This window comes from Streptomyces sp. NPDC031274 (genome assembly GCF_055570235.1).
In genome coordinates, this window is record NZ_JBVIHP010000003.1 from 284,009 (window position 1) to 296,750 (window position 12,742).

9 protein-coding genes are annotated in these 12,742 nt (G+C 71.6%); 7 read left to right on the forward strand and 2 right to left on the reverse strand.

Going from position 1 to position 12,742, the window contains the following annotated elements; translation table 11 throughout:
• Positions 1-315 precede the first annotated feature (315 nt).
• The 6 genes from leuS (at position 316) to ACZ5CR_RS06835 (ending at position 10,662) form a co-directional block, all read left to right on the forward strand.
• Positions 316-3,216: a leucine--tRNA ligase gene (gene leuS, locus ACZ5CR_RS06810; RefSeq protein WP_468854296.1), complete on the forward strand. Its 2,901-nt coding sequence runs from the start codon at positions 316-318 to the stop codon at positions 3,214-3,216.
• Positions 3,217-3,355: 139 nt separating this feature from the next.
• Positions 3,356-4,117, forward strand: a complete 762-nt coding sequence (locus tag ACZ5CR_RS06815; RefSeq protein ID WP_468854299.1) for a hypothetical protein — start codon at positions 3,356-3,358, stop codon at positions 4,115-4,117.
• 99 nt (positions 4,118-4,216) lie between these two features.
• Positions 4,217-5,062 carry a DegV family protein gene (locus tag ACZ5CR_RS06820; protein ID WP_468854302.1) on the forward strand — a complete coding sequence of 282 codons (846 nt, stop codon included), beginning with the start codon at positions 4,217-4,219 and terminating at the stop codon, positions 5,060-5,062.
• An 877-nt stretch (positions 5,063-5,939) separates the two neighbouring features.
• Positions 5,940-6,827, forward strand: a complete 888-nt coding sequence (locus ACZ5CR_RS06825; RefSeq protein WP_468854795.1) for a ComEA family DNA-binding protein — start codon at positions 5,940-5,942, stop codon at positions 6,825-6,827.
• Positions 6,828-6,871: 44 nt separating this feature from the next.
• Positions 6,872-9,538: a ComEC/Rec2 family competence protein gene (locus tag ACZ5CR_RS06830; protein WP_468854304.1), complete on the forward strand. Its 2,667-nt coding sequence runs from the start codon at positions 6,872-6,874 to the stop codon at positions 9,536-9,538.
• A 176-nt stretch (positions 9,539-9,714) separates the two neighbouring features.
• Positions 9,715-10,662, forward strand: coding sequence for a YceI family protein (locus ACZ5CR_RS06835; protein WP_468854797.1), 948 nt, complete (start codon positions 9,715-9,717; stop codon positions 10,660-10,662).
• Positions 10,663-10,716: 54 nt separating this feature from the next.
• On the opposite strand, the gene ACZ5CR_RS06840 is transcribed toward ACZ5CR_RS06835, so the two are convergent.
• On the reverse strand, positions 10,717-10,962 hold the full coding sequence (locus tag ACZ5CR_RS06840) for a hypothetical protein (RefSeq protein WP_453525868.1): 246 nt from the start codon (positions 10,960-10,962) through the stop codon (positions 10,717-10,719).
• 116 nt (positions 10,963-11,078) lie between these two features.
• On the opposite strand from ACZ5CR_RS06840, the gene holA reads away from it, so the two are divergent.
• Positions 11,079-12,062 carry a DNA polymerase III subunit delta gene (holA, locus tag ACZ5CR_RS06845; RefSeq protein WP_468854307.1) on the forward strand — a complete coding sequence of 328 codons (984 nt, stop codon included), beginning with the start codon at positions 11,079-11,081 and terminating at the stop codon, positions 12,060-12,062.
• A 345-nt stretch (positions 12,063-12,407) separates the two neighbouring features.
• On the opposite strand, the gene rpsT is transcribed toward holA, so the two are convergent.
• Positions 12,408-12,674, reverse strand: coding sequence for a 30S ribosomal protein S20 (rpsT, locus tag ACZ5CR_RS06850; protein WP_389907245.1), 267 nt, complete (start codon positions 12,672-12,674; stop codon positions 12,408-12,410).
• Positions 12,675-12,742: the final 68 nt, after the last annotated feature.

Here is a 12,742-nt window from a genome sequence, read left to right on the forward strand (position 1 = left end):
ATCTTGGTGTTGCCCCGATAGCGGTCGGTACGCGGGGTAACCTCTGGCCAAAGGTCGAGTTCCGGACCTTCGACGGGCCAGGGGGCGGCATGGGGCGGTGCGGTGGAACCTCGTCGCGGGCCGCGCGAGCGCTGCGGTACCCTGACGCCATGCGTGCCGTACGCCTTCTGCTTAGCGGGCCGCGCTGATCAGTCCCGACCGCCGGAAAATCGCGGTCGGCATCGGCGCGGCGTCCCCTCCTGTGTGAGGGGCTTTTTCATTTGGCCAGGACGGTCATTTCCGCAGGCAGAGACGATCGATGGAGCTTTGACAATCATGAGCGAGACGAATTCCGCTGCCGCCACCGAGGTGGCCGCGCCGCACCGCTACACGGCTGCTCTGGCCGCCGAGATCGAGGCACGCTGGCAGGACTTCTGGGACGCCGACGGCACGTACGAGGCGCCGAATCCGAGCGGTGACCTGGCGGCGGACGGCGACGCGCAGGCCGCGCTGGTCGCCAAGCCCAAGAAGTTCATCATGGACATGTTCCCGTACCCCTCCGGAGCGGGCCTGCACGTCGGCCACCCGCTGGGATACATCGCCACGGACGTCTACGCGCGCTTCCAGCGCATGACGGGCCACAACGTCCTGCACACCCTGGGCTTCGACGCCTTCGGCCTGCCCGCCGAGCAGTACGCCGTGCAGACGGGCACGCACCCCCGGGCCTCCACCGAGGCCAACATGGAGAACATGAAGACGCAGCTGCGCGGTCTGGGCCTGGGCCACGACAAGCGCCGCTCCTTCGCGACGATCGACCCGGACTACTACAAGTGGACCCAGTGGATCTTCGTGCAGATCTTCAACTCCTGGTACGACGGGGAGGCGAAGAAGGCCCGCCCGATCGCCGACCTGGTCGCGCAGTTCGACAGCGGTGAGCGGGCGGTACCGGGCTCCACGCGCGCGTGGAGCGAGCTGACCGCCAACGAGCGCGCCGACGTGCTGAGCGGGTACCGCCTGGCGTACGCCTCCGACGCCCCCGTCAACTGGTGTCCCGGCCTGGGCACCGTCCTGGCCAACGAGGAAGTCACCGCCGACGGCCGGTCCGAGCGCGGCAACTTCCCCGTCTTCAAGGCCAAGCTGCGCCAGTGGAACATGCGCATCACGGCGTACGCGGACCGCCTGCTCGACGACCTGGACGGCCTGGACTGGCCCGAGGCCATCAAGCTGCAGCAGCGCAACTGGATCGGCCGCTCCGAAGGCGCCCGTGTCGACTTCCCGGTCGGCGCCGGGGACGAGGCCATCACCGTCTTCACCACCCGCCAGGACACCCTGTTCGGCGCGACCTACATGGTCCTGGCGCCCGAACACGACCTGGTCGACAAGGTCGTCCCCGACGCCTGGCCCGAGGGCACCCACGAGACGTGGACGGGCGGGCACGCCACCCCGGCCGAAGCCGTCGCCAAGTACCGCGCGTTCGCCGCCTCCAAGTCCGACGTGGAGCGCCAGGCCGACGCCAAGGAGAAGACCGGCGTCTTCACCGGCGTCTACGCCACCAACCCGGTCAGCGGCGAGCAGGTCCCGGTCTTCATCGCCGACTACGTCCTGATGGGCTACGGCACCGGCGCGATCATGGCCGTCCCGGCGCACGACAGCCGCGACTTCGCCTTCGCGCGCGCCTTCCACCTGCCGATGCGCTGCGTGGTCGAGCCGTCCGACGACCGCGGCACCGACACGTCGATGTGGGACGACGCCTTCTCCTCCTACGAGGCGAAGCTGATCAACTCCGCCAACGCGGAGGTGTCGCTCGACGGCATGGACGTCGTCGGCGCCAAGGCGCGCATCACCGGCTGGCTGGCCACCCGCGGCATCGGCGAGGGCACCGTCAACTTCCGCCTGCGCGACTGGCTGTTCAGCCGTCAGCGTTACTGGGGCGAGCCCTTCCCGATCGTCTACGACGAGGACGGCATCGCCCACTCGCTGCCCGAGTCGATGCTGCCCCTGGAGCTGCCGGAGGTGGACGACTACTCCCCGCGCACCTTCGAACCGGGCGACGCGGACACCTCTCCGGAGACGCCGCTGTCCCGCAACGAGGACTGGGTCAACGTCACCCTGGACCTGGGCGACGGCCCCAAGAAGTACCGCCGCGAGACGAACACGATGCCCAACTGGGCCGGTTCCTGCTGGTACGAGCTGCGTTACCTGGACCCGCACAACGACCAGAAGCTGGTCGACCCGGCCATCGAGCAGTACTGGATGGGCCCGCGCGAGGGGCAGCCGACCGGCGGCGTCGACCTGTACGTGGGCGGCGCCGAGCACGCGGTGCTGCACCTGCTGTACGCCCGCTTCTGGTCGAAGGTGCTGTTCGACCTGGGGCACATCTCGTCCTGCGAGCCGTTCCACAAGCTGTTCAACCAGGGCATGATCCAGGCCTACGTGTACCGCGACAGCCGTGGCTTCCCGGTCCAGGCCACCGAGGTCGAGGAGCGCGACGGCCAGTACTTCTTCGAGGGCGAGCCGGTCAAGCGCGAGCTGGGCAAGATGGGCAAGTCCCTGAAGAACGCGGTCACCCCGGACGAGATCTGCGAGGAGTACGGCGCGGACACCCTGCGTCTGTACGAGATGGCGATGGGCCCGCTGGACGTCTCGCGCCCGTGGGACACGCGCGCGGTGGTCGGCCAGTACCGACTGCTGCAGCGCATGTGGCGTCTGATCGTCGACGAGTCGACCGGTGAGGTCACGGTCGCGGACGTCGCGGAGTCCGACGTCGCCGAGGGCACGTTGCGCGCCCTGCACAAGGCGATCGACGGCGTGCGCCAGGACCTGGACGGCATGCGGTTCAACACCGCCATCGCCAAGATCACCGAGCTGAACAACTACCTGACCAAGGAGGGCGGCACGCTGCCGCGCCCGGTCGCCGAGCGCCTGGTGCTGCTGATCGCTCCGCTGGCCCCGCACGTCGGCGAGGAGCTGTGGCGCAAGCTGGGCCACACCGACTCGGTCGTCCACCAGGACTTCCCCGTGGCCGACCCGGCGTACGTCGTGGACGAGACCGTGACCTGCGTCGTGCAGATCAAGGGCAAGGTCAGGGCGCGCCTGGAGGTCTCCCCTTCGATCTCGGACGAGGAGCTGGAGAAGGTGGCCCTGGGTGACGAGAGGGTTCTGGCGGCACTGGACGGTGCCGGGATCCGCAAGGTCATCGTGCGGGCGCCGAAGCTGGTGAACATCGTCCCGGCCTAGAGGCACGCGGTACGCGAGGGGGCATGAGGGTAGTCCCCTACGGGCAGGTTGGGGGTTCCACTGGAACCCTCGGCCTGCCCTTTGCGTTTACCGTGGAAGGGTCGGTGCGGAACTCGCCGCAGGACCCGGGAGGAGCGTCATGGAGGCCGTGGGCGTGATCGTGGCGCTGCTCGTAGTGCTGTTTCTGGTCTTTGGTGTGTACATGACGGTGAAGGCGGTCGGTGCCGCCAAGCGCGGTGTGGACCGCACGATCTCGCAGGCGCGCCGGTCGGTGGAGGACACGACACTGCGCGCGAGAAGCTTCGCGCAGGTGGGCCCGGCCGCCGAACTGGCCCAGCTGAGGCTCTCGTTGCGTACGTCGATGCGGGCCACGCAGGACGCCCTGCAGGCGGGTGCCGTCGAAGACGTCTCGCTGAAGGAGTCCCTGGGGCTCTTCGAGCGGCTCAGCGCGCACGGCCACGAGCTGGACGAAGAGCTCAGGCGCCTGGAGCGGGACCCGGACAAGGCGGCCCTGACCCAGCGGCTCCCCGCCCTGCGGGAGCGTACGGCGCAGATCACGAAGTCGGCGGACTCGCTGCGGTGGGTGGTGCGCGACCGGGCCCACCGTTTCGCGGACGACGATCTGGACTCGCTGAGCTCGCAGATCGACCTGGAGACGGGCGCGCTGCGGCACTGGACGAAGGAACCGGCGCCCGCGCAGACCCCCGCCGCGTGGCCCGAGCCCGAGCAGGCGGCGGACGCGGGCAAGGGCGCGGAGCAGACGTGGACGGAGCCCTCGGAGCCGTCGGAGCAGCCGAAGCCGTCCGCGTCGGAGGAGCAGGCGCGGCCCGCCATCACGCCGCCGACGCCGCGGCCCTCCTATCCCTGGGAGAAGCAGGCCAGGCCCGAGAGCACGACGTGACCGCGGGGGTGATCCGGCAGGGCCCGGAGGGCGACTGGCAGACTGGACCGCAAGGGGTCGGGCTGCCGCCGCCGGGCCCAGGCAGGTAACCTCCACCGCATGTCCCGTCATGTCGCGATCGTCACGGATTCAACGGCCTATCTGCCGCAGCGGACGATGGAGCGGCACGGCATCACGTCGGTACCCCTGACGGTGGTCCTCGGCGACCAGGCGCTAGAAGAGGGCACCGAGATCTCCGCGCGCTCCCTGGCTCTGGCGCTGCAGAAGCGCCGCTCTGTGACCACTTCGCGGCCGAGCCCGGAGGTCTTCGCCCAGACCTACCGCAAGGTCGCCGAGTCGGGCGCGACGGACATCGTCTCGCTGCATCTGTCCGCCGAGTTCTCGGGCACGTACGACGCGGCGGCCCTCGCGGCGAAGGACGCGCCGGTGGCGGTTCGGGTGGTGGACACCGGCATGGTCGCGATGGCCCTGGGCTTCTGCGCGCTGGCGGCTGCGGAGGCGGCCGAGTCCGGCGGCTCGGTGGACGAGGCGGTGACCGCGGCGGAGAAGCGGGCCGCGAACACGTCCGCGTACTTCTACGTCGACACCCTGGACTATCTCCGCCGGGGCGGCCGGATCGGCGCCGCGCAGGCGCTGTTGGGCTCGGCGCTGGCCGTGAAGCCGCTGCTTCAGCTGGACGGCGGGCGCATCGAGATGCTGGAGAAGGTGCGGACGGCGTCCAAGGCGATCGCCCGCCTCGAGGAGATCGTGATCGAGCGGGCCGGTGCGGACCGCGTCGACATCGCGGTGCATCATCTGGCGGCGCCCGAACGGGCCTCGACCCTCGCGGACCGGCTCAGGGACCGGGTGCCCGGCCTTGCGGAGCTGCACGTCAGCGAGGTCGGGGCGGTGATCGGGGCGCATACGGGGCCCGGGTTGTTGGGGGCTGTGGTTTCGCCCTGGTGAGGGGGAGCGGGGCTGCGCGGGGTCGAGGGGGGCAGGCCCATGTCGCTCTAGATCTGCCTGAGTGTTGCCCTAAGGCTCCCTAGATCGTCCTGGGTCGCTCTTGCGGGTGGCGGGGTTATCCACAACTGCCGGGTAATCCACGGGAATTGACCAAGATCAACAAGATTCCGCCGCGGTGCCTAGCGTCGTCGGCATGGCACTTCGATCACTTTCACGGACATCTGCCGCCACGAGCGGACCGGGGCGCGGCCCCGCATCCGACGGCCGCGTTCCCGCGTCCGGCGGCGCCGACCGATACGGCCAGGCCCGCAGACGGGCGGCAAGGCGCAGACACGTTTCAGGGGAGTCGCGGGCGCGGGCGCTGGCGTTACGGCAGCGCGCGGAGTCACTCTTCAGCGAGCCTGAACGGGCGGGTGGCGGAGAGGGCTTGGAGCCCGTGGGGCTGGCGCAGGGTGGGCCGGTGTCGCATCCGCGGGCCCTGCGGCAGCCGGAGGCCGTGACGGTGCCGCATCCGGAGCGGCAGGGTATGCGATGGCGTCAGCCGGTGCTGGAGGAGGCGGGGCAGCCGCAGGCCCGGCCGGTGGCGCGGGACGTGCGGCCGTATCGGTCGGCGGCGCAGCAGGCGGAGACTGTTCCGCAGCCGCAGCCGCAGCCGCAGCCGCAGCCGCAGCCGCAGCCGCAGTCACAGCCGCAGGCCGTGCGGCCCTCATGGGCTGTGCCGTGGACCGAGGCTGAGGCGGTGGCGCCCTCTCCGGCGCGGACCGTGCGGCGGCGTCGGGCTGTGCCGCAGGTGCAGGACGCCGCAGTGGCGCAGACGTGGCAGCGGGCCTCGGTGCAACCGGCGGCTGCGACGGTGCCGTCGACTCAGCCGCAGGCCGTGCGGCCCGCCAAGACCGTGTCGCAAGCTCAGTCGGTGTCGCAGGCCCGGGCTCAGGCGCAGCCCCGAGACCAGGCTCAGCCCCGAGACCAACCGCAGTCCCGAGACCAGGCTCAGCAACGATCGGCGCCGCCCGCAGCCGGTGGCGAGTTCGTGGCGCCGTTGTGGGGGCGGGTGGGGCTTGCCGTGCGGGAGCGGTTGCCGTTGTGGCTGCAACTGCGGTGCGGTCTTGAGCGGCGGAGCCTGGTCGCCCTCTCGGTGGTCCTCGCCCTTGCCGCGGTCTTCGCCGCCCAGCACTTCTGGTCAGGGCGTCCGCAGCCGGTGCGGGCGCCGGACGTGGTCGGTGCGGCGCCCGATCGGGGTGCGGAGCCGTCTCCGTCACCGGGAGCTCCAGCCCCTCCGGAGGGGGGTGGCGCAGGCGGCATGCCCGGTGCGGGCGGCGGCAGGGTCGTCGTGGACGTCAGCGGCAAGGTCCGCAGCCCCGGGATTCTGCGGCTGCCCGCGGGTTCCCGGGTCGCCGACGCGCTGAAGGCCGCGGGCGGGGTTCGCCCCGGCGCGGACACGGACGGCCTCAACCGCGCCCGCCTGCTCATCGACGGCGAACAGCTGGCTGTGGGCGCTCCGACGGCGGCTCCGGCGGCTCCGGCGGTGCCTGGCGCGGAGGCGGGCGCCGGGCCGACGGGAGCGAGCCCCGCCGCGCCGGTCGGCCTCAACACGGCCACAGCCGAGCAGCTCGACGAACTGCCCGGCGTGGGACCCGTGTTGGCCCAGCACATCATCGACTACCGCACGGAACACGGCGGTTTCCGCTCGGTGGACGAACTGCGCGAGGTCAACGGAATCGGCGACAGGCGCTACGCCGACCTGCAGAACCTCGTGCGGCCATGAGGCCGAGGAGCAGGACGGCTGAGTCGAGGAGCCGGGCCGCCGCGATGCCCGGAGCCTCAACAGCCCCGGCCGCCCCCACCGCTGACGCCCGTCCCGGGCGTCGGCTCGGGGACGCGCACCCTCGCCAGGAGGGCCCACCGGACCTGCGTCTCGTGCCACCCGCCCTAGCGGCCTGGGGAACGGCGGCCCTGGCGCTTGACGCACCGCCCCGGTGGGTGATCGCGGCTGTGGCGGTCTGCGTGGGGGTGGCGGGCGCCCTGCTGGTGGTGTGGACGGTGCGGGGGCGGCCGACGGGTGCGGGGCGCCAACCCTGGCGGCGGGTCTCGGTGGCGGCTGTCCTCCTCTGCGCTGCGGCGGGCGCTGCCTCCGCGGCCTTGCACGGGGCCGACCTGCACCGGGGCCCGGTCCCGGCGCTGGCTGGCCAATATGCCGAGGCGGAGGTCGATGTGGAGGTCACATCCGATCCCCGGATCACCCGGCCCCGCGTCCCGGGAGCCCAGGCCGCGCCGCCCTCCGTGATGCTGGACGCGGAGATCGTCCGGGTCACGACGCATGACGGCAAGACATCCGTGACCCGAACCCCGGCCCTGGTCTTCGCGGAGGACAGGGACGGGGATGGGGGAGGGGATGAGAATGGGGACGGGGACGGAGACGGGGACGGGGGCGGGCAAGGCCCTGGGGGCGCGGTCGGCGGTGCGGATGTCGCAGGTCCCTGGCCCAGGTCGCGCTGGCTCGCGCTCCTCCCTTCCACCCGGCTGCGCGTCCGGGCGAGCCTGTCGCCTCCCTTGCCGCAGAGTGACCGCGTCGCGGCGGTGGTCCGGGTGTCCGGAGAGCAGACGCCGCGGGTGATCGAGGCGCCGTCAGGGCCGCAGCGCCTGGCGGGGCGGTTGCGGGGCGGGCTGCGTGAGGCCACCGATGGGTTGCCGCCCGATGCGCGGGCACTGTTGCCCGGTCTTGTGGTCGGGGACACCTCCCGCGTGCCGCCCGAGCTGGAAGAGGCCTTCAGGGCAACCGACCTGACGCACCTCCTCGCCGTGAGCGGGGCCAATCTCACGATCGTCCTCGCGCTGCTCATCGGCCCGCCGGGTCTTGCTCAGCGCGCCGAGCGACGGGGTATCGCGCCACGGCTCGGGATCCCGCTGCGGGCGACCGCGCTGATCGGCGGCGCCCTCACTCTCGGCTTCGTCATCGTCTGCCGACCGGACCCGAGCGTGCTGCGGGCCGCGGCCTGCGGGGTGATCGCGCTGCTCGCCATCGGTACCGGACGGCGTCGGTCGCTGATCCCGGCCCTGGCCGCAGCCGTACTGCTGCTCGTCCTGTACGACCCGTGGCTGGCCCGCAGCCCCGGCTTCCTGCTCTCCGTCCTGGCCACCGGTGCCCTGCTCACCCTCGCCCCGAGGTGGAGCGCCGCGCTTCAAAGACGCGGGGTTCCCCCGCGCCTGGCCGAGGCGTTGGCCGCCGCGGGTGCCGCGCAGGCGGTGTGCGCGCCGGTCGTCGCCGTCATCGCGGCACGGGTGAGCCTGGTGGCGATCCCCTGCAATCTCCTCGCGGAAGTGGCCGTCGCGCCCGCCACGGTCCTCGGCTTCGCCACGCTCGCGACGGCTCCGTTGGCCATGCCGGTCGCCAGGTTTGTCGCATGGTGGGCGAGTTGGCCGGTCGCGTGGATCGCGGACATCGCGCGCACGGGTGCGGCTCTGCCGGGGAGCGGAGTCGACTGGCCCGGTGGCTGGTGTGGTGGTCTGCTGCTCGCTCTGGCCACGGTCGGCGTGGTGCTGGCCGGTCGCAGGCTCGTCAGGTACCCCTGGCTCAGCGCGGCCTGCGTCCTGCTGCTCCTCCTCGCGATCGTGCAACCCCCGCCCCTCGTCCGGGTGATCGCGGGCTGGCCGCCGCCGGGTTGGCGGTTCGCGATGTGCGATGTGGGCCAGGGGGATGCCACCGTGCTCGCCGCCGGTGACGGGGCGGGAGTGGTCGTCGACGCGGGTCCTGACCCGGTGCTCGTGGACCGCTGTCTGCGTCTGCTCGGCGTGACCCGTGTGCCGCTCGTCGTGTTGACCCACTTTCACGCGGACCACGTGGCGGGCCTGCCGGGCGTGCTGCGGGGGCGTTCGGTCGGGGCGATCCAGACGACGGGGTATCAAGAGCCACCTGAACAGGCGAAGTTCGTAACGGATCAGGCGGCGGCTCATCAGATCCCGGTGACCCGTGCCGTGGCGGGGGAGCGGCGCAGTGCGGGCGGCGGCGCCCTCGACTGGCAGGTCCTCTGGCCCGCGGCGGAGGGCCCGGGCCCGGCGCCCACCCCCGATGGCCCGAACGACGCCAGCGTCACCCTGCTCGTCCGCGCCAAGGGGGTGACCCTGCTCCTGCTCGGTGATCTGGAGCCACCCGCCCAGCGAGCCCTCTCGCGCACGCCGGCCGTGGTGGCGCTGCCTCCCGTGGACGTGCTCAAGGTCGCGCACCACGGCTCGGCCTATCAGGACCCCGGACTCATGCGGCGGACCGCGCCGCGCCTCGCGCTCATTTCTTGTGGCAGGGACAACTCGTACGGGCATCCGGCGCCCCGCACGGTCGTGGCGTTGCGGGCCGGGGGAGCGGAGGTACTGCGGACGGATACGAACGGCTCGATCGCGGTCATCGGGCCGACCGGCAGATCGGCGGCTCCATCGGCGGGCGGAGCGGCTCCGAGGCTGGAGGTGGCCACGCGAGCGCCCTAGCGAGCAGCCGGGTCGGAGCAGCCGGGTCCGAGCAGCCGGGTCCGAGCCGCCGGGTCCAGTCCGTCGGCCTTAACCGAATTGCAGCGAAGTGGGTTCGTGTTGCATCGAATGCCGCAACGGTGATCGAATGCCCCTTCGGGACAGGAGTTGTCAAGGTGCGCGGGGGTGTGTCGCATATGTTCGGCCGTTGGCTGGGAGACCGTAGGAACCGAGCCGGTCGGACCGATCGGGCCGGTGGAGCAGGAGGAGCCGGTGGCGCCGGGCTGACAGGCCGGGCAGGACGGGCCGGAGGGCCCTTGTCCGCCGTGGCGATTCCGCCCAACGCGGGCGTGCTCAGCTGCCGGGTGCTCGATCCCGTCAATGAGCCCGTGCGGCACGCGGAGTTCTCGGTCAGCGATGCCATGGGGCGCAAGGTCGTCGGCGGAGGGCTTGACCCGTTCGGTTCGTTCGTCGCCACTGTTCCGGCCGGGGAGTACCGCTTGGCGGTCTCGGCGGAAGGGTTCACTCCGTACCGGGCGAACGCCACGGTCGGGGAGAGCGCGCACGCCTCCCTCGGTGACGTCATGCTTCAGATAGCTCAGCCCCCGGCGCTGCCCGAGCCCGGCGACTGGGAGATCGACCCCCAGCACACCTCGATCGCCTTCACCGCGCGGCACATCGGGCTTGCCCGCATCCACGGCCGGTTCAACAGCTTCGCGGGTGTCATACGGCTGGGGGAGCGTATGGAGGACTCCGCGATGCACGTCGTCATCGATGCCGCCTCCATCGACACCGCGGTGAAGATGCGGGACGACCACCTGCGGTCCGGTGACTTCCTCGACGTGGAGCGCTTCCCGACGATGGAGTTCTACAGCGACCGCTTCGTGCACAAGGGCGGCAGCCGCTGGGCGATCACGGGCGGCCTGACGCTGCACGGCGTGACGCGTACGGTCACGCTCGAGACGGAGTACCTCGGCGTGGGCCACGGCCTGGAGGGGGAGACCCGCGTCGCCTGCCGCGCCTCCACCGAGCTGCACCGCGACGACTTCACGATCAACTGGCAGACCATGCTCGCCCGCGGCATCGCGGCGGTCGGCCCCAGCATCACGATCGACCTCGACATACAGGTCCTGCCCAAGGGCTGACGACGGGCCCCGTCGGGAAGCCCAGCTCGGGAAGCCGGGCCTGGGAAGCCCGGCCTAGGGAGCTTCGAGCCAGCCCTCGTGCTCCGCCGCCAGTTCGTCGAGCGCCGAGCGGTCGAGGCGCCGCTCGGGGTCCTCGATCACGACGAGCCACTGGGCGTCCTCGGCGTCGTCCTCACCGGCCAGGGCGTCGCGGACCAGTTGAGGCTGCTCGCGCACGCCGAAACGGTCGGGGAGTTCTTCCGCCACTTCTTCCGCGGCATCGCGGTCGGGCAGCACCAGGACATGTCGTACGTCAGTCACCGCCCCATTCTCCGGTACGGGGCGAGCCTTCCGAGAACGGGTTGCACGGGACCCGGCTGCACGGGACCCGGCTGCGCGGGACGGGCTGTCAGTGCCGCGTGGGATGCTTTACCGCGATGGCCAGGAAGACAGATACCGCCGACCCGCTCGCTCCTCTCACGCTCGCCGTGGGCCAGGAGGACCTCCTCCTCGACCGCGCCGTGCAGCAGGTGGTCGCGGCCGCCCGTGCCGCCGACGCGGACACGGACGTGCGCGACCTCACCTCCGACCAGTTGCAGCCCGGCACGCTCGACGAGCTGACAAGCCCCTCGCTCTTCGCCGAGCGCAAGGTCGTGATCGTCCGTAACGCGCAGGATCTGTCGGCCGACACGGTCAAGGACGTGAAGGCGTATCTCGGGTCACCGGTCGAGGAGATCACCCTCGTCCTGCTGCACGCGGGCGGCGCCAAGGGCAAGGCGCTGCTCGACGCCGCCCGCAAGGCGGGGGCCCGTGAGGTCGCCTGCCCCAAGATGACCAAGGCCGCGGACCGGCTCTCGTTCGTACGGAGCGAGTTCCGTGCCCTGGGCCGTTCGGCGACGCCGGAGGCGTGCCAGGCCCTGGTCGACTCGATCGGCAGCGATCTGCGGGAGCTCGCGTCGGCGGTGTCCCAGCTGGTGGCGGATGTCGAGGGCACGATCGACGAGGCGATCGTCGGCCGCTATTACACGGGCCGCGCCGAGGCCTCCAGCTTCACCGTGGCCGACCGCGCCGTGGAGGGCCGGGCGGCCGAAGCGCTCGAAGCGTTGCGCTGGTCCCTGTCGACCGGCGTCGCCCCCGTCCTGATCACCAGCGCGCTCGCCCAGGCCGTGCGGGCCATCGGGAAGCTCTCCTCCGCGCGGGGTGGGCGGCCCGCCGACCTCGCCCGTGAGCTGGGTATGCCTCCCTGGAAGATCGACCGAGTCCGGCAGCAGATGAGGGGCTGGACGCCGGACGGGGTGGCCGCCGCGCTGACCGCTGTCGCGGCGGCCGATGCGGGGGTCAAGGGGGGCGGGGACGATCCGGAGTACGCGCTGGAGAAGGCCGTCGTCGCCATCGCCCGCGCGGCCAGGCCCCGTCGCTGAACCCGCTGCCCGCTCAGCCTTCCCCGGAAGGCCGCCGTTCGGAATCTGCGGGTAGTCCGTGGCTGGTCGCGCAGTTCCCCGCGCCCCTTAGATCGCGCAGTTCCCACGCCCCTTAGGCCACGCAGCTCCCCACGCCCCTCACGGAGCCCACGTCACGGAGCCCGCGCCCCCTGGAAGCCACCCCGGACACAGCAATGACCCCGGACACAGCAATGCCCCCGGAGTGGGCCGGGGGCATCGTCGCAGCGTGGCGTACTGCGTGGTCTGTCCGCGATTCGAGGTAGAGGGCTCGAATTACCCTCGCGGGAGGATTGATCAGCGCCCCGGCGAGCCGGGGCAAGAGCTTCAGCCCTGGAGGGTCGCGACCTTCGAAGCAAGCGCCGACTTCTTGTTGGCGGCCTGGTTCTTGTGGATGACGCCCTTGGAGACGGCCTTGTCGAGCTCACGCGAAGCAACGCGCGTCGCCTCGACGGCCTTCTGGGTGTCACCCGCGGCAACGGCCTCGCGGGCCTTGCGGATCGCGGTCTTCAGCGAAGACTTGACCGCCTTGTTGCGCTGACGCGCCTTCTCGTTGGTCTTGATCCGCTTGATCTGGGACTTGATGTTCGCCACGAAAGAGCCTTTTCAGGTTCAGGTACTGCAGAGGTACTGCAGCTGAGTTTCTTTGACATGTGCCTCAG

What these genes read in the sequence shown, in the direction of transcription:
- ACZ5CR_RS06815 (WP_468854299.1), top strand. Translation starts at nt 3,356, where the DNA reads ATGGAGGCCGTGGGCGTGATCGTGGCGCTGCTCGTAGTGCTGTTTCTG.
- ACZ5CR_RS06830 (WP_468854304.1), top strand. Translation starts at nt 6,872, where the DNA reads ATGCCCGGAGCCTCAACAGCCCCGGCCGCCCCCACCGCTGACGCCCGT.
- holA (WP_468854307.1), top strand. Translation starts at nt 11,079, where the DNA reads ATGGCCAGGAAGACAGATACCGCCGACCCGCTCGCTCCTCTCACGCTC.
- leuS (WP_468854296.1), top strand. Translation starts at nt 316, where the DNA reads ATGAGCGAGACGAATTCCGCTGCCGCCACCGAGGTGGCCGCGCCGCAC.
- ACZ5CR_RS06820 (WP_468854302.1), top strand. Translation starts at nt 4,217, where the DNA reads ATGTCCCGTCATGTCGCGATCGTCACGGATTCAACGGCCTATCTGCCG.
- ACZ5CR_RS06835 (WP_468854797.1), top strand. Translation starts at nt 9,715, where the DNA reads ATGTTCGGCCGTTGGCTGGGAGACCGTAGGAACCGAGCCGGTCGGACC.